Below are 16,570 nucleotides of genomic sequence, written 5' to 3' on the forward strand. Positions count from 1 at the left end.
TCCACTTTTTGCCGGGCCCCGCCGGCGTCACAGCAAGGCGGTTCCCCGTGCGCTCCTTCCCCCGTCCCCGCGTCCTCGTGGCCGCACTGGCCACCCTGGCCCTGGCCGGCTGCGGCTTCAGCGGCTCGCAACCGGGGCCGGACCAAGGCACGGCAACAGCAGACCCGGACCAGCGGATCGTTGTGGACAACTTCCGCGCCCCGGTGGCCAACTGGGCCCTGGAATCAGACGCCGCCTACATCCTGTCCCTGTCCGGCTGCCTTGAGACCCTGGCCAGGTACGACCAGGCGGAAGGCAAAGTGGTGCCGTCACTTGCCACCGAGTGGAAGCAGACCTCCCCGCTGGACTGGGACTTCACCATCCGGGAGGGCGTCTCCTTCCAGGACGGCACGGAGCTCAGCGCCGAGTCGATTGTGGCGGCACTGAACCACGTCCTGGACGCCAAGGTCCCCGCCCGCGCCTTCAACCGGACCATGATCAGCAGCGTCAGCGTTGTTGACGCCGGCACAGTCCGCGTCAGCACGCCAGCCGAAAACCCGCTGGTCCCGTACCGCCTGGCCAGCGTCAACACCGGCATCCTGGCTCCGGCCGCCTACAAGGAAACCGAGGTGGACCCGTTCGGCCACTGCACCGGACCGTTCACCCCAGTCTCCGAGAAGGCCAAGCAGTCGCTGACCCTGGACCGCAACGAGAACTACTGGGGCGGGGACGTCCAGCTCGCCGGCGCCGAAATCCGGTTCATCACCAATGGCGCTACCCGGGCGGCCCAAGTGCAGACCGGCGAAGCCGACATCTCCCTGTCCATCCCGGTCGCCAGCCTCGCCACCCTGAAGGGCGCTGCGGGCGTCACCGTGCTCGGCGCCGATTCGCCACGGACCGCCACCCTCTACATGAACAACGGGCGCGCCCCGCTGGACAACGTGGACGTCCGCAAGGCAATCCGGGATTCCCTGGACCTGGACGCCTTGGCCGCCAGCGTCTACGAAGGCGCAGCATTGCCAGCCACCGGGCCGTTCGCCCCCTCCGAACCCTGGGCAGGCGAAGGCCGGGAGCAGCAGAAACAGGACATCGAGTCAGCCAGGAAGCTGCTGGCCGGCGCCGGCTACACGGCAGACCGGCCGCTGGAGATCATCGCCATTGTGGAGCGCGCAGAATTCGCCGACGTCGCCGCGGTCATCCAGGAGAACCTGAAGAACATCGGCATCCCGCTCTCCATCCAGGCCAAGGAATACGCCTCGGCCGAACCGGACGTACTGGCCGGCAACTACGACATGCTGCTCAGCCAGCGGAACCGGCTGATCGACATCGCCGATCCCATCGGCTTCCTGACCGCCGACTACACCTGCAAGGGCACCTACAACCTGAGCCGCTTCTGCGACGCCGAGTACGACAGGATCATCGCGGACGCTGCCACCACCGTGGACACCACCGAACGGTACAAGCTGTACGCCGAAGCCGGCCGGATACTCCAGGACAAGGCGGTGAACGCCTGGCTGGTCAACGAACAGGCCACCGATGCCATCCGCACCAACGTGCTCTCCTACGTCCAGGACCCGCTGTCCCGCTATGTGCTGACGGCGAAGACGGCCAAGTCCGCCTCCTAGTCCTCCGGAACCGACCGTATGCTGCAGTTCATCACCAAACGAACGGCCACCTTGCTGGCCGCCGTTGCCGTGTCCTCCTTTGCGGTGTTCCTCATCCCCTACGTCACTCCGGGCGACCCGGTACGGAAGATCATCCGGTCCAGGGTCGCCGGGGACGCCATCGACGCGTCGTCCGTCCAGGCCCTGGCCCAGAACCTGGGGCTAAACGAATCCCTGGCCACCCAGTACTTCCGCTGGCTTGGCAACTTCTTCAGTGGCGACATGGGCCTGTCCTACGTCAGCCGCACACCCGTGGTGGAGCAGGTCCTGCCCGCGTTGGCCGTCACCCTCAGCCTGGTGGCCATGTCGTTGGGGCTTGCGGCAGCCGTCGCCCTGCCGCTCGGCATCATTTCCGGTCTTCGCCCGGGGAGCATGCCGGACAAAGCCATCACGGGGGTCACCCAGGCGCTGATCGCCATGCCGGAGTACTGGGTGGCGCCTGTCCTGGTCCTGGTCTTCGCCCTCAAGCTGCCAGTGCTGCCCACGGCCGGCTGGAACGACCTGTCATCGGCAGTCCTTCCCGTCTTCACTCTTGCCCTGCGACCCATCAGTTTCTTCACCTCTGCGGTCCGCGCCGGCATCATCGACGCCGCGGCCGCAGACCATGTGCCGGCAGCCCGGGCCCGCGGCCTCAGCCACGCCCAGTCGATCATCCGGCACGTCATCCCGAACGGGATGGTTCCGCTCTCCACGCTGTTCGCCGTCTGGTTTGCCGGGCTGCTGGGCGGTTCCGTGATCGTGGAGGTGATCTTCGCCGTGCCGGGTATGGGAAGGCTGCTTTTCGACGCTGTCATCAACAGCGACATCCCGCTCGCGCAGGGCGGCGTGGTGGTTGTGGTGGCACTGGCCGTCGGCGTGACGACACTGGCCGACTTCGTCCATCGCCTTATCAGCCCCACGGTGGGAGGTTCCCTTGCGTAAGCGGATGACAGTGACCACGGTTGCCGCGGCTGTCCTTGCCCTGATCGTCCTGGCCGTGCTGCTGGCGCCGTGGATTTCACCCTACCCGCCCGCAGAACAGCAGCTCGCGCAGCGGCTGGCGCCGCCGTCGGCGGATCACTGGCTGGGCACGGACAACCTGGGCCGGGACACGCTGAGCCGGATCCTGGAGGGCGGCCGGTTCTCCATGTCGGTCGCCGCGCTGGCGACGGTACTGACCTGCCTGGTGGGCGTCGCCGTCGGAATCATCAGCGCCCGCCGGCGTGGCTGGGTGGATGAATTCCTGACGCGCACCAACGATGTCCTGCTGGCCCTGCCGGAAATGGTGGTGGCGCTGTTCATCGTGGCCGCCCTCGGCACCGGGTTCTGGCCGCTCCTGCTGGCACTGACCGTCACCGGGTGGACGCCCTTCGCCAGGCTGGCCCGCACCCTTGCCTACGACGTTTCGGCACGCGGCTTCGTGGACGCGGCGCGGGTGGTGGGCTGTTCGCCGTGGTTCATCATCTTCCGGCACGTCCTGCCGCACCTCACCGCGCCCATCCTCGGCCAGGCGACACTGAGGTTCGGGCACCTGCTGATCAGCGTCGGCGCCCTCTCCTACCTGGGTCTGGGCGTCCAGCCGCCGCAGTCCGACTGGGGCTCCATGCTTGCCGCGGCCCAGCCCTTCGCAGACCGCGCACCGCTGGGAATCCTGGCGCCTGGCCTGGTCATCTTCACCGTGGCCCTCTGCGTGACGCTGCTGGGCCAGCGGGCCGCACACATGGCCGCGGCCCCGCTGCTCCTGCCCCAGGCGGCACATCAATGAGCGCGCGCCTGGTCCTGGCGGACCTGGACGTGAGGCACGCGACCGACGGCGGCCCGAACCCCAGGCGCCTTCTTTCCGGTGTCTCGCTCGCCGTTGAACCCGGCGAGTTTGTGGCGCTGGTGGGCAGTTCAGGTTCCGGCAAGACGCTGACCGCCATGTCCTGCCTGCGGCTGCTGCCGCCGAACCTTGAAATTGCCGGCGGATCCATCCGCTTGGGAGACCTTGACCTGACCCGGGCCACCGAAGCGGAGCTCAACAAGGTCCGCGGCGGCCGCTTGGGAATGCTGTTCCAACAGCCTAAACGGATGTTCAACCCCAACCGGACCATCGGCTCCCACCTCAAGGAGCCGCTGCGCCTCCATGCCGGGCTTCGCGGCGCCAAGGCCCGGGCCCGGGCTGTGGAACTGCTTGAGGAGGTTGGCTTCGCCGATCCGCTTCGCGGCATCCGTTCCCACCCGCACCAACTCTCGGGCGGGATGGCCCAACGCGCCATGACAGCCCTCGCGCTGGCCGGGCAGCCGGACATGCTGCTGGCTGATGAGCCCACGTCCGCCCTGGACAGGGTCCTGGAACGCCAGGTCCTGCAACTGCTGGACCGGGAACGGCGCGAGCGGGGACTGGGCATCCTGTACATCACCCACAACCTCGCCACCGTTGCCGCGTACGCGGACCGGGTCCTGGTCATGAACGCCGGCAGCATCGTGGAAGCCGGTCCGGCCGGCGAGCTGCTCACCCGGCCTGCGACGGACTACGCCCGCGACCTCCTGGCCGCAGCGCAGCTGGCACCGGTTTCCCGCCGTCGTCCGGCTTCGACAGAGCGTGAGGTCCTTGTTATGGATAAGGTGGGCAAGCACTTCGGGCCCAAGCGCGCCAGGTCCGCGCTTGAGAACGTTTCGCTTACCCTGCGGCGCGGCGAAATCCTGGGTGTCCTCGGCCAGTCGGGATCCGGCAAAAGTACGCTGGCGAAAGCCATCGTGGGGCTTGAGGCACCCAGTACCGGGACCATCACGCGGCGGCTGGACGGCGCCGCCGCGCACCTGCCCACCGCCGTGCAGCTTGTCTTCCAGGAACCGCACAGCGCCTTCGACCCCCGGCTGACGCTGCGGGCCAGCCTGGCGGCCCCGCTCAGGCCGCACCGGTCACTGACGCCGGCCCAGCGGGATGAGCGCATTGCGACCGCCATAAAGGAAGTGGAACTGGACGCGGGCCTGCTGGACCGGCGTCCCGGCCAGTGCTCCGGCGGGCAGCTCCAGCGGGCCACCATCGCCCGGGCCCTCCTGCTCGAACCGCAGGTCCTGATCTGCGACGAAGCCACCTCCGCCCTGGACGCCCTCACCCAACGGACCATCTTGAACCTGCTGCTCCGCTTGCAGCGGGAGCACCACCTGTCCCTCATCGTCGTTTCCCACGACATGGATGTGGTGCGCTACATGTGCGACCGGGTGGCCGTGCTGCTGGCGGGCCGGGTGGTGGAAGTGGCCGAAACCCGCGACTTCTTCGCAGCTCCCCAGCATCCACACAGCCAGGCCTTGGTGGGGGCGTCCATTCCCTGCCGGGCCGACGGCCTGTGGACCATGCTGGATGCCAGGACCCACGCCGCCCGTGCCGGGCTCAGGGGCGAAGCCCCGGAAGGCTGACCGCCTACGGCCGCCCCGTCGCCAGCACCGCGGCCAGGTCGAAGCTGACGGGTTCCTCCAGCTGGGCATAGGTGCAGGAGGCGGGATCACGGTCCGGCCGCCAGCGGGAGAACTGTGCCGTGTGCCGGAACCTCTCCCCCTCCATGTGGTCATAGCGCACTTCCACCACCAGTTCCGGCCGGAGCGGCACAAAGGAGAGGTCCTTGCCCCCGCTCCACCGGCTGCCTTCCGCCTTGCGGGGCGTCCGCTCCCCTTCTTCCTGCCGGGCCCATGCCCACGGATGCTCCTCGAGGCCCGTGACCAAAGGCTGCAGCTCAGCAAACAGCTCCTGGCGCCGCTTCATCGGGAAGGCGCCGATCACGCCGACGCTCGCCAGCCCGCCGTCGTCCTTGTACAAGCCCAGCAGCAATGATCCGATGGCGTCCGGGCCGCTCTTGTGCACCCGGTAGCCGGCCACCACGCAGTCCGCGGTGCGTTCATGCTTGATCTTGAACATCACGCGTTTGTCCGGCTGGTAGGTTCCGGCAAGGGGTTTGGCCACGATCCCGTCCAGCCCTGCCCCCTCGAACTGCCGGAACCAGCTCCCGGCCGTGTCCTTGTCGGTGGTGGCGGCCGTGAGGTGGACCGGGGCGCGGCTGCCGGCGAGCGCCTCCTCCAGCGCCGCCCGGCGTTCGGCGAACGGCCGGCCGGTGAAGTCGTCGTCGCCGAGGGCCAGCAGGTCAAAGGCCACAAACGACGCCGGGGTCTCCCCTGCCAGGAGGTTCACCCGGCTCGCGGCGGGGTGGATGCGCTGCTGCAGGGCATCAAAGTCGAGGCGGTCCCCGGCGGCGCCCACCAGGACGATTTCGCCGTCCACCACGCACCGCGGCGGCAGGTTCTTCTTCAACGCGGCCACCAGTTCCGGAAAGTAGCGGGTCAGTGGTTTTTCGTTCCGGCTGCCGATCTCCAGGTCGTCCCCGTCGCGGAAGATGATGGACCGGAACCCGTCCCACTTGGGTTCGTAGCTCAGCTCCCCTTCCGGGATGCCGCTGACGGCTTTGGCGAGCATGGGCGGGACGGGCGGCATCACGGGGAGTTCCATGGACCCCATTCTGTCCCCGGACCGCGGCGGGCGGAACCCCGCCGCGGGGTGCGGGCGGCTACTTTTCGTCCGGCCCCAGGTCCGGTGCGGCGACGAACTGCACGGTCCGGGTGGTGCTGCCATGCAGTTCCAGGATGGCCAGTTCGTTGCGGCCCGGCTGCAGCAGCGGCCCCGGAACGTAGAGGGTCCGTTGCGGCCCCCGGCTCCAGTAGCGGCCCAGGTTGAAGCCGTTGACAAACGCGTTGCCCTTGGTCCAGCCGTCCAGCCGCAGGTAGCGGTCGGCAGGCTCGTCCACCTCGAAGTCCGCAAACGCAACGGACGGCCCCGGCACACCGGCGGCCGCAGCAAGGTCCGTCGCCGCCGGGCGCAGGCTGCCCAGCTTTCCAACGTCCACCGCCTGGATGTCCCAGTCCAGCAGTTCGCCGCCATTGAGCTTCACGGGCGCCATCAGGCCCTTGAATTCGCCGATCCGCCGGCCGTAATTCACCCGGCCCTGGTCCTCCACCAGGACCTGGAGTAGCCCGCCGGAGGGGATGGTGATGGCCCGTTCCCCCAGTTCGCGGCTGAGGACACCCACGGGTGCGCCGGCCAGGAAAAACTGGGCACGGTCCCGGACTTCCGCAACGGTCAGCACGCCGCCGCGGTCCACCTCCGTGCTGTAGAGCGTGAAGCCCCGGTACTGCCCGGCGTCCTCGGTGGTGGGCACCGGCCCGGCCAGGGTGCGGGGCCCGCCCAGCAGGTCCAGGGAGCCAAGCAAACCGGCGGCCGAGGTCACGGCCACCTCCGTTTCGGCGGCAGGGCGCCGTCGGGAGGGCATCTCCTCCGGGACGGGGAAGTGTTTGGCGATCACGTCCCGGAAGGCGAAGTATTTGTCCGTGGGGTAGCCGTCCTCGCTGAGCGGGGCGTCGTAGTCGTAGGAGGTGATGGTGGGCTCGTAGATGCCCTTGTCGTTGGCGCCATTGGTGAAGCCGAAGTTTGTGCCGCCGTGGAACATGTAGACGTTTACGGAGGCGCCGGCGCTGAGCAGGGCATCGAGTTCGGCGGCGGAGGCGGCAGCGTCGGTGGTGTGGTGGTGGGTGCCCCAGTTATCAAACCAGCCGTTCCAGAATTCTGCGCACATCAGCGGTCCGGTTGGCTGCCGTTCCCGGAGGAAGGCCAGCCGCTCCGCCGTCCGGGACCCGAACGTCCCGGTTTTGTGCAGGAACGGCAGCGAGCCGTCCTCGATCATGCTGCCGAAGGGCTGGTCGCACGTGAACAGCGGCACGTCAACGCCGGCATTCAGCGCGAAATCGACGAGGTGCTGCAGGTAGGCCTTGTCGCTGCCGTAGGCGCCGTACTCGTTTTCGATCTGCAGCAGGATGACCGGCCCGCCCCGGCTGACCTGGCGTTCGACGACGATGGGCAGCAGGCCGGCCAGGAACCCATCCACGGCGGCCAGGAAGCCTGGTTCGCTGCTGCGGACGCCGATGGACGGGTCCGTGAACAGCCAGGCGGGCAGGCCGCCGTTGTCCCACTCGGCGCAGATGTACGGCCCCGGCCGGACAATGGCCTGCATCCCCTCCGCCTGGACCAGATCCAGGAACCGGGCCAGGTCCAGGCCCCCGTTGGTCAGGAACGTGCCGGGTTCCGGCGAGTGCTCGTTCCAGGGCACGTAGGTCTCGATGGTGTTCAGGCCCATCAGCCGGGCCTTGTGGATCCGGTCCGCCCACTGGTCGGGGTGGACCCGGAAGTAGTGGATGGCGCCGGAGAGGATGCGGAACGGTGCGCCGTCCAGCAGGAAATCCTCGGTGCCGATCTCGAAATGTCCCATCCGGGGTGCTCCTTCTTAAGTGGTTTTGGCGGGCTGCGGCCCGCGGGTTTGGTGCGGCCGGGGATCGGCCGGCAGTGCGGCGCCGGCGCGGGGCAAGGCGCCGCGGCTGGGCACTCCTGCCTGCTCAAGGAATCCCTCAAGCGCCAGGGTTGCCATGCCCAGGGTGACGGCGTTGCCGACGACGGTGGACAGTCCCACACGCACCACGCCCCCGGCGCTGGGCAGCATCTCCCGGGCCAGGTGTTTCTCCGTGGCCTGGAGCAGTTCGGGGCCGATGTTGGCCGCGGTCCAGCCCAGGATGCTGACGTGGTCCGGGTTGATGAAGTTGATGAGGTTACCCAGGGCGGCGGCGAAGTACTGGCCCGTGACGTCCAGCAGTTCGGTGCAGTCGGGGTCGCCGGCGGCCAGGCCTTTGGCGACGGCGAGGACGAATTCCCGCTGCCGGTCCGCCGTGAGGAGGGGGTGGCCTGCGTTGATTTCCGCCATGGTCTGCTGCAGGCCGGGCACCCCCAGGTACGCCTCCACACAGCCGTGCCGGCCGCACCGGCAGAGCCGGCCGCCAAACATGAGGGTGGTGTGGCCCCATTCCCCGGCGGTGTTGCTGGCGCCCCGGACCAGCTCACCGTCCAGGGCAAGGCCGGCGCCCACACCGGTGCCCAGGTTCACGGCAGCGATGTTGGCCACCAGGCGGCCGGCGCCGAACCAGAGCTCGGACAGGGCGATCGCCCGCAGCGGGTTGTCAACGTCCACCGGCAGCCCGATCGCGTTGCTGAGCAGGGCCTGGATGTTGACCTCGTGCCAGTCCCAGTTCGGGGCGAAGACGGACACCCCCCGCTGGGGATCCACCTGGCCCGGGAGGCTGACGCCGACGCGCACCAGCGAGCTGCGGGCGATTCCGGCGTCTGCGGCGGCCTGGTTGATGACCCCTGCCACCCGGCGGACCAGGGCCGCCGGTTCGTTTTCCTCGATGCCCAGGGCACTTTCGGCCTTGCCGATTACACACAGGGAGAGGTCGTAGATGTCCACGTGGATGTACGTTTCCGCGATGTCCACCCCCACCAGGGTGCCGCGTTCGGGGGATATCTTCAGCCGGGTCACGGGCCGGCCGCCGCCGGAGTCCTCGCGTCCGGCCTCCACCAGCACCCCGGCCTCGATCAGCTCGCCCACAATGCTGGAGATGGTGGCGAAGCTCAGTCCCGTGGCGGAGGCCAACTCCTGGCGGGTGGCGGTGCGGAGGGCATAGAGGCCGCGGAGCAGCGCGAAGCGGCTTTCATTGCGGATGTCCCTGGACGTTCTTTTCGGCATTGGTGTGTTTTCGTTGTTGGTGCGGATCAGCTGGCGGCCGGACGGCACAGCAGGGAGTCGAGGGTGCCGGCCGCGGTGCCCCGGCATTCGAGCAGGAGCGTCAGCCTGGCGTCCGGTTTTATCATAGGGGCCGGGAACCAGATCACGCCGGGGTCGCCGCCGCGGAGCTCCAGGTCACTGCCGGACTCCTGCCCGCCGGGGAAGAACCGCCCCAGCCGCTGCCCGTCGAGCCACACGCTGGCCATCAGGCCTGACCCGGCCGCTGCCAGGAAATACCCGTGTCCCGGCTGCAGCGCTGCAGTGTCCGGGACCAGCCAAACTGGCTGGCCGGGGCGGACAACCACCGGCAGCGGTTCCGCCGCGGATTCAACCGCCGCGGTCCCGGCGGCAAGCGCCAGGGCGTCCAGGTGCTGTTGCGGCAGTGCCTGCACGTCCCAGTCCCGCAGCGGCGTTCCCGACAGCAGTGTCACGGCCACGGACGGGGCCGACGGGTCATGGGTCAGGCTGACCGCCACGTCCCAGCTGTCCGCACCGGCCGGCAGGGGCAGGTAGGGGTTTTCGGCGGGAACGGCCACGGAAGGACCGCCGTCCACCCGCACCTGCACGGGAGCGGCCAGCCCGGCAAAGTGCAGCCACGCCTCCCCCTGCCGGGGAGCCGGAATGGTTTTGCGGTATTCGATGCCGGCGCCCAGCCGTGTGCTGCTCCAGCCGCCGAACCTGCGGACGGCGCCGCCGGGTGCGGCCCATTGGTCCGGGCCGTGGACCCGCCACAGCCCGGAGACGTCCGTGGCGGCGATGACGGCCAGGACGGTCCCTACCCCGCGCAGCGAGCCGAGGGCCAGCGCGGGCAGCCGGACGTCGTCGAAATTTGCGTGGCCCCAGATTTCGACGTCGGCCACCACCTCGCCGCCGGCGGCGGGCAGGTCCACATCCATGCCGGCGCCGTAGGGAATCCTGGTGCCCAGGGGCACTGATCCGCCGGCCGGAGTGCTGTGGTGGGAAAAGTCCACGATGTCGGCGGCCCCGTGGATAAGAAGCCGGCGGCAGCCTGCGGGAACAGCGGCCCGGTACCGGCCCCGGCCGGCATACACACCGACTTCCTCCAGCGGCGGCGCCGCGGCGTGCCGGGTTGCCGGAATCCCGGTGAAGGGCCGGGCAGCAAGGGTGCGTCCGGTGGAAAGCCCGACGCCGGCACCCGGGCTGGCCACGGCGCCCGTCGTGGGTGCCGCGGACGTTGACCACGCCAGCCGGGTGCCGTCGTCGAACGCCACCTCGCCGGGACCCGCCGCCACGTCCACGATGAGGAAGCTGCCGCTGTGGCCGGCGGTGCCGGACAGCACTGTGGTGTCCCGGTCCGTCGAGAGCACCAGCACCGCGCCCGGGGCGGGCGCAAACGTGAGGTGCAGGACGCCGGGGGCAGCGGCGCTGGCCGTCAGTTCGGCCGTGGCCAGTTCCAGCACGGCCGGCACGCCCCAGCCTGCCAGCGGCAGGCCGGCCAGGAGCAGCGGGCAGTGGCCGGCGGGAACCAGGGCCGTGGCGGTGGCCCCGGCATCGGTCTTGAGCTGCAGCATCCCGTCCGTGCCGGACAGGTTGGGCAGCCCGGCCAGGAACCCGCCACCGTCGAGCGCCAGCACGGGCCGGACGCTGGACGTGGCGAAGTCGGGCACCAGTTCCAGCGGCGCGGCCAGGACGGGCGCCGCGCCTGCCAGCCGGACGCCCAGCGCACCGATCACCGCCGCCAGCCGCTGGCCTTCGGCGTACTCCGGCCGGGTGGCGCCGTCGGCGGCCACGTAGCCGCCGAAGTCGTAGCTGTGGGTCATGAAGTTGCCAGGGTTTCCCCAGTTTCCGGCGGACGGGTTCAGGTCGAAATTCCAACCCGAGCTTTGCAGGTAGGGGGCCAGCAGGCGGGCACCCGAGAGGAGTCCGCGGCGCAGTGTCAGGTGGAGCCGGTTGGTTTCCGTGATAAGCAGCGGGATCCCCCGGGCGGCCAGTTCCTGCTGGTACGCCAGCACCTCGGCCTCAACGTCAGGGGAGGCGTCGTCCGGGTAGAAGTTTGCGGCCGGCACCACACCCCGGGCGTTGCCGGTGGCGCCGGCAAGGTCGCCCTGGCCGGCGCAGGCAATGATGGGAACCGTGATCCCGGCAGCCCTGGCCGCGTCCGCGAGGACTTCCACGTAGCCGGTCCGGTCCTCGCAGTCGAAGAAATCCAGTTCGTTCTCCACCTGGACCAGGACCACGCTGCCGCCGTTGCCGTGCTGGCGTTCGGCGATCAGGGGCAGTGCCTCCCGGTACCAGGCCAGCGCCTGGGACAGGAAGCGCGGCTCGTTCTGCCGGACCCGGAGTTCGGGATCCAGCCCCAGCCAGGCCGGCAGTCCCCCGCCGTCCACCTCGGAGCAGATGTACGGGCCGGGGCGGGCCATCACCAACAGGTCCTCCTCGGCGGCGAGGTCCAGGAACCGCGCGATGTCCCTGGCGCCGGTGAAGTCGAACGTGCCGGGCCGGAGCTCGTGGAAGTTCCAGGGAAAGTAGACGTCCACGGCGCGGTACCCTGATGCGCGGACCAGCCGGAGGCGTTCGCGCCACTGCTCCGGAGGAAGCCGGAAGTAGAACAGCGAGGAGCACAGCAATACCTCGGGGCCGCCGTCGATCAGCAGCCGGCCGTCCTCGAGGCGGACGCTGCCGCCGTCGGAATCCTGCATCATTTCACCCCTGCGCTGCCGGTTGTGATGTTCATTTCGTACATGTATTTCTGGCCGAAGTAGTAGATGATGATCATGGGCAGGGACAGGAACACGGTGCCCACCATGACCAGGTTCCACGGCGGTGTCTGCAGTTCCTGGCTGGTGCTGGTCAGCAGCTGGACGCCCAGCGCCAGCGGCATCTTGGTGTCGTCGTTGATGTAGATCAGGGGGCCCATGAAGTCGCCCCAGGTGAAGGTCAGGGTGAAGATGGCGATGGCCATCAGGACCGGGGTCATCATGGGCAGCACAATCCGGCGGAAGATGCCGAAGTAGCCCAGCCCATCCACCATGGCAGCCTCATCCATTTCCAGGGGCAGCCTGGAAACAAACTGCCGGATCAGGAAAATGTTGTAGGCGTTGCCGAAGAAGTTGGGGATGATCAGCGGCAGGAACGTGTTGATCCAGCCGAGCTCCTTGAACAGGATGAACTGCGGGATCATGGTGATCTGGGCAGGGATCATCATGGTGGCCAACACAATCATGAAGGTGATGTTTTTACCCTTGGCACGAAGCCGGGCGAAGGCGTAGCCGACCAGCGCGGAGGAGAACACTTGCCCCACGGTGGCGAACACCGAGATGATGACGGAGTTCAGCACAAAGTTGCCCACCGGCTGCTGGGTCTGGAAAATCCGCACGAAGTTGTCCCACTGGAATTCTGTGGGGATCAGTGAGAAGCTGCCGGATGCCACCGTCTGGTCGCTGCTGAGGGCGATGGAGACCACAAACACCAGCGGTGCGAAGAAGATGGCGGATGCCACCGTGAGCCACCCGTAGGTGAAGGCGGAACTTTTGTAGACCTTGAGGGCGGCCATCAGTTCTTGACCTCGGTTTCGTAGAAGACCCACTTGCGTGAGGTGGCGAAGGCCAGGACGGTCAGTGCCATGACGATGAGGAACAGCACCCAGGAGATGGCGGAGGCGTAGCCCATCCGGTAGTTCCGGAAGGCCTCGTTGAACAGCAGCGGGACCACCATCTGGCTGGCGTTGTCCGGCCCGCCCTGGGTCAGGATGTAGACCTGCGCAAACACCTGGAACGCACCGATGATGCCCATGATCAGGTTGAAGAAGATGATGGGGGTCAGCTGCGGAAAGGTGATGCTCCAGAACTGGCGGATCCCGGAGGCGCCATCGATTTCTGCCGCTTCGTAGAATTCCTGCGGGATGCCTTTCATACCGGCCAGCAGCAGCACGGTGGCACCGCCTGCCTGCCACAGGGACAGCAGGATGATCGCAGGCTTGACCCAGTCACTCTCGAAGAGCCAGGCGGGACCGTCGATGCCGAACACGGCGAGGAACCTGTTGAGCGGGCCGGAATCGGGTGCCAGCACCATCTGGAAGATGAGGGCGACGGCGACGATCGGCACCAGGTGCGGCAGGTAGACCAGGGTGCGGAACAGCTTCCGCCCCTTCATCTGCTTGTTCAGCAGCGCGGCCAGGAACAGCGCGATGGCCATGCCCAGCGGCACGGAGAAGAACGCGAAATAGAACGTGTTCCAGAGGGATTTATGGAAGATCTCGTCTTCGGTGAAGAGCCGGACGTAGTTGGCAACGCCCACCCAGTTGGGGTCCGTGAAGGAGTCCCAGTCCGTGAAGGACAGGTAGATGGAGGCCAGCATGGGGCCGAGCAGGAACACCACAAATCCGATGATCCAGGGTGAGATGAAAAGCCAGAAGAACCTGGCTTCCTTGCGGCGCATGGCGCTGGGGCGGGCCTTGCGGGGGTTGGGCGCCTCCCGCGCCGGGGCGGGGCCCGGCGCGGAGGTGGGCTTCTGCAGGACTGACATGGCCGTCTGCCGCGCCTAGGCCTTGACGATGGACTCAAGCCGCTTCTGCAGGTCAGCGGCGCTGGCCTTGGCATCGGACTTGCCGAGCCAGAAGTCGGACAGCGCGTCAGTCATGGCCTTCTGCATTTCGTTCCACTCGGGGATGAACGGGGGTTTGAAGATGGACGGTGCGGAATCGGGGAACACCTGCATGTCCACGGTGGCGTCCAGCCAGGCCGGCTTGAGGAACTCCTGGCTGCTTTGCAGGTCCTGGCGTGCGGGGACGTCCTGGCCCAGGTCCATGATGGGTTTCTGGCCCTCGGCAGAAGTCATGAATTCGATGATCTTGAAGGCGTCGTCGGGGTTTTTGCTGCTCCGGGACACGGCAAGGCCGGAACCGAAGGCTGCGATGGCCTTCTCCTGGCCGCGCCAGACGGGCGCCACATCCCAGCTGATGGTCTTTTGTTTGGCCAGGCTGCCGATGTTCCAGAAGCCAGTGCTGTTCATCATCACCTTGCCCGACGCGAAGGCGGCGTCGCCGCCCACGCCGGCGCCCATGTTGGCGTAGTCAACCTTGGACGGGGCCACCTTGTGCTTAAAGACCAGGTCCTGGCAGAACTGCAGCGCCTCGATGACTTCAGGGGTGTTCACGGTGGGCCGGCCGCTGCCCGGATCGATGATCTGTCCGCCGTTCTGGTAGGCGAAGGACATCCAGATGGGCCACCATTCGGTGCCGCCGTAGCCGTAGACGCCGTCGCCGGTGAGCTCTTTGGCGGCCGAGAGCAGGTCGTCCCAGGTCCACTCCGCCGTGGGTGCCGGGATGCCCTTCTTCTCGAATTCGGCGGTGTTGTAATACATGATCATGGCTCCGGCGCGGTCCGGGATGGCGTAGGTCTTGTCCTTGTACTTCCAGTTCTCCGCCACGGGCCCGAAGGTCGCGGAGAGGTCCAGGGCGGACTTGCCGATCAGATCGTCCAGGGCCAGCAGCTGGTTCTTTGAGCTGTAGGCGTTGGCGTCTTCCGCGACCTGCATGATGTCCGGGCCGGTGCCGCCGGAGATCATGGTCTGGACCTTCTGGGCGTAGTCCTTGTTCGGAATCAGCTGGAGCGTGATGTTGTAGTCGGGGTATTTGGCCTTGGCGAGGTCCAGCCGGGCCTGGTATGCGGCCTTGTCCGGGTCCCCGCCCCAGACGGTCATCACGAAGTCCTTGCCGCCGGATGAGGAGGCGGTGCCGAACCCGCCGCAGGCGGTGAGGGTGATGATGCCCAGGGCTGAGGCGCCCAGGCCGGCCAGGACGTTGCGGCGCGAGACGGTGGTTTCAAGAAGCTTCATTGCTTTCCCTTCAGATGGCCCGGCGGTCATTGCCGGAAACTGTGTACCAAGAGCCTGGGCTGGCGCGGGTGTCCCCCGGATAGCCGGCAGACCCTTACGCTAGTGCTTATTCTAACCGTCGTCAATAGTTTTTTGTGATCGCTAACACATGATCCCCGGGGCTGCCGACGGGTCATCACGGGCGGTGGGGCGGCGGCTGTGAAATGATCAACCATGCGCGCCATGCAACACTCCAGCAAACTTCAGAACGTCCGGTACGAGTTGCGGGGCCCCATTCTCCAGGCAGCCAAAACCATGGAGGCGGAGGGGCACCGGATCCTCAAGATGAACCTGGGCGACACAGCCCCGTTCGGCATGGAAGCCCCGGAGTCCGTGGTGGTGGACATGATCCACCACCTCCGGGGCGCGCAGGGCTACAGCGACTCCAAGGGAATCTTCTCCGCCCGTACCGCCATCTCGCAGTACTACCAGACCCGCGGCCTGATGCAGATCGGCGTGGAAGACATCTTCATTGGCAACGGCGTCAGTGAACTCATCTCCATGTGCCTGCAGGCGTTTATGGAAAACGGCGACGAAATCCTGGTCCCGGCGCCCGATTATCCGCTGTGGACCGCCGCCGTGACCTTGACGGGCGGCAAGCCGGTGCACTACCTCTGCGAGGAAGCGGACAACTGGTGGCCGGACCTGGCCGATGTCGAGGCGAAGATCACCAGCCGGACCAAGGGGATTGTGATCATCAACCCCAACAACCCCACGGGCGCCGTCTACCCCCGCCACATCCTTGAGCAGTTCGCGTCGCTGGCCCGGAAGCACAACCTGGTCCTCTTTTCGGACGAAATCTACGAAAAGGTGCTCTACGCCGGCGCCGAGCACATCCATACAGCGGCCGTCGCGGAGGATGTCTGCTGCCTGACGTTCAGCGGCCTGTCCAAGGCCTACCGGATGCCCGGCTACCGCGCCGGCTGGGTGGCCATCACCGGCCCGTTGGCCGCGACCGCCAGTTACCGAGAAGGCCTGGAGCTCCTCGCCTCCCTGCGCCTGTGCCCGAACGTTCCCGCCCAGCACGCCATCCAGACCTGCCTGGGCGGCTACCAAAGCATCGAGGCGCTGGTCCGGCCCGGCGGAAGGCTCCGGGAACAGCGGGATCTCGCCTACCAGTTGCTGACCGCCATCCCCGGTGTCACCTGCGTCCCGGCGGCGGGGGCCATGTACCTTTTCCCGCGCCTGGACCCGGACCTCTACCCCATCGCCAGCGACGAGCAGTTTGTCCTGGACCTGCTCCGGGACCAGAAAATCCTGGTTTCCCACGGCACGGCCTTCAACTGGCCTGCGCCGGACCATTTCCGGTTCGTCATCCTGCCCTCCGTCCTGGACATCGAGGAGGCCGTGGGCAGGATCGCCACGTTCCTGGCCGGCTACCGGGCGGCCGGCACGGAGTAGGGGCCGGCGGAAACAGCGCCGGCGCGCAGAACTAACCGGCAGCTAACGGCGGTGAAACCGGCGCGCAACATTGCA

Annotated in this window: 12 protein-coding genes; 5 read left to right on the forward strand and 7 right to left on the reverse strand. The window is 67.7% G+C overall.

Features of this window, described 5'->3' with window-relative positions:
• The first annotated feature begins 47 nt into the window (after positions 1-47).
• Genes ASF72_RS12360 through nikE form a run of 4 tightly spaced genes read left to right on the forward strand, consistent with a single transcriptional unit; the run spans position 48 to position 5,024 of the window.
• Positions 48-1,604, forward strand: coding sequence for an ABC transporter substrate-binding protein (locus ASF72_RS12360; protein ID WP_235504721.1), 1,557 nt, complete (start codon positions 48-50; stop codon positions 1,602-1,604).
• 18 nt (positions 1,605-1,622) lie between these two features.
• A complete protein-coding gene (locus ASF72_RS12365) occupies positions 1,623-2,564 on the forward strand; it encodes an ABC transporter permease (protein ID WP_056599264.1) in 942 nt (313 codons plus the stop codon).
• A gap of 4 nt (positions 2,565-2,568) precedes the next feature.
• Complete coding sequence (locus ASF72_RS12370; protein WP_050683824.1) at positions 2,569-3,387, forward strand: ABC transporter permease; 819 nt, start codon at positions 2,569-2,571, stop codon at positions 3,385-3,387.
• Positions 3,384-5,024, forward strand: a complete 1,641-nt coding sequence (gene nikE / locus ASF72_RS12375; protein ID WP_056599267.1) for a nickel ABC transporter ATP-binding protein NikE — start codon at positions 3,384-3,386, stop codon at positions 5,022-5,024. Before ASF72_RS12370 ends, nikE begins: the two co-directional genes overlap by 4 nt.
• Before the next feature lie 4 nt (positions 5,025-5,028).
• Here nikE and ASF72_RS12380 read toward each other — a convergent pair whose 3' ends face one another.
• The 7 genes from ASF72_RS12380 to ASF72_RS12410 are packed head-to-tail and all read right to left on the reverse strand — an operon-like array spanning position 5,029 to position 15,055.
• The gene (locus tag ASF72_RS12380; RefSeq protein ID WP_056599270.1) at positions 5,029-6,105 is read right to left on the reverse strand and encodes an ATP-dependent DNA ligase; all 1,077 of its coding nucleotides are present in this window, start codon (positions 6,103-6,105) and stop codon (positions 5,029-5,031) included.
• A 58-nt stretch (positions 6,106-6,163) separates the two neighbouring features.
• Complete coding sequence (locus ASF72_RS12385) at positions 6,164-7,915, reverse strand: glycoside hydrolase family 35 protein (protein ID WP_056599273.1); 1,752 nt, start codon at positions 7,913-7,915, stop codon at positions 6,164-6,166.
• Between the two features lie 15 nt (positions 7,916-7,930).
• Positions 7,931-9,220: an ROK family transcriptional regulator gene (locus ASF72_RS12390; protein ID WP_082178126.1), complete on the reverse strand. Its 1,290-nt coding sequence runs from the start codon at positions 9,218-9,220 to the stop codon at positions 7,931-7,933.
• Between the two features lie 26 nt (positions 9,221-9,246).
• On the reverse strand, positions 9,247-11,922 hold the full coding sequence (locus tag ASF72_RS12395; protein WP_082484238.1) for a beta-galactosidase: 2,676 nt from the start codon (positions 11,920-11,922) through the stop codon (positions 9,247-9,249).
• Positions 11,919-12,773, reverse strand: coding sequence for a carbohydrate ABC transporter permease (locus ASF72_RS12400; RefSeq protein WP_050683819.1), 855 nt, complete (start codon positions 12,771-12,773; stop codon positions 11,919-11,921). Before ASF72_RS12400 ends, ASF72_RS12395 begins: the two co-directional genes overlap by 4 nt.
• The gene (locus ASF72_RS12405; protein ID WP_200933649.1) at positions 12,773-13,744 is read right to left on the reverse strand and encodes a carbohydrate ABC transporter permease; all 972 of its coding nucleotides are present in this window, start codon (positions 13,742-13,744) and stop codon (positions 12,773-12,775) included. Before ASF72_RS12405 ends, ASF72_RS12400 begins: the two co-directional genes overlap by 1 nt.
• A 15-nt stretch (positions 13,745-13,759) precedes the next feature.
• Positions 13,760-15,055, reverse strand: a complete 1,296-nt coding sequence (locus tag ASF72_RS12410) for an ABC transporter substrate-binding protein (protein WP_056599278.1) — start codon at positions 15,053-15,055, stop codon at positions 13,760-13,762.
• Between the two features lie 213 nt (positions 15,056-15,268).
• Between ASF72_RS12410 and ASF72_RS12415 the strand changes: the two genes are divergently transcribed.
• Positions 15,269-16,495, forward strand: a complete 1,227-nt coding sequence (locus tag ASF72_RS12415) for a pyridoxal phosphate-dependent aminotransferase (RefSeq protein ID WP_050683817.1) — start codon at positions 15,269-15,271, stop codon at positions 16,493-16,495.
• The last annotated feature ends 75 nt before the right edge of the window (positions 16,496-16,570 follow it).

The sequence above is a fragment of the Arthrobacter sp. Leaf141 genome (genome assembly GCF_001424565.1).
In the GTDB taxonomy this organism is placed as follows: domain Bacteria; phylum Actinomycetota; class Actinomycetes; order Actinomycetales; family Micrococcaceae; genus Arthrobacter.

Coding starts and splice junctions, on each gene's coding strand:
- ASF72_RS12365 (WP_056599264.1), top strand. CDS start 1,623: ATGCTGCAGTTCATCACCAAACGAACGGCCACCTTGCTGGCCGCCGTT.
- ASF72_RS12370 (WP_050683824.1), top strand. CDS start 2,569: ATGACAGTGACCACGGTTGCCGCGGCTGTCCTTGCCCTGATCGTCCTG.
- nikE (WP_056599267.1), top strand. CDS start 3,384: ATGAGCGCGCGCCTGGTCCTGGCGGACCTGGACGTGAGGCACGCGACC.
- ASF72_RS12380 (WP_056599270.1), bottom strand. CDS start 6,105: ATGGAACTCCCCGTGATGCCGCCCGTCCCGCCCATGCTCGCCAAAGCC.
- ASF72_RS12385 (WP_056599273.1), bottom strand. CDS start 7,915: ATGGGACATTTCGAGATCGGCACCGAGGATTTCCTGCTGGACGGCGCA.
- ASF72_RS12390 (WP_082178126.1), bottom strand. CDS start 9,220: ATGCCGAAAAGAACGTCCAGGGACATCCGCAATGAAAGCCGCTTCGCG.
- ASF72_RS12395 (WP_082484238.1), bottom strand. CDS start 11,922: ATGATGCAGGATTCCGACGGCGGCAGCGTCCGCCTCGAGGACGGCCGG.
- ASF72_RS12400 (WP_050683819.1), bottom strand. CDS start 12,773: ATGGCCGCCCTCAAGGTCTACAAAAGTTCCGCCTTCACCTACGGGTGG.
- ASF72_RS12405 (WP_200933649.1), bottom strand. CDS start 13,744: ATGTCAGTCCTGCAGAAGCCCACCTCCGCGCCGGGCCCCGCCCCGGCG.
- ASF72_RS12410 (WP_056599278.1), bottom strand. CDS start 15,055: ATGAAGCTTCTTGAAACCACCGTCTCGCGCCGCAACGTCCTGGCCGGC.
- ASF72_RS12415 (WP_050683817.1), top strand. CDS start 15,269: ATGCGCGCCATGCAACACTCCAGCAAACTTCAGAACGTCCGGTACGAG.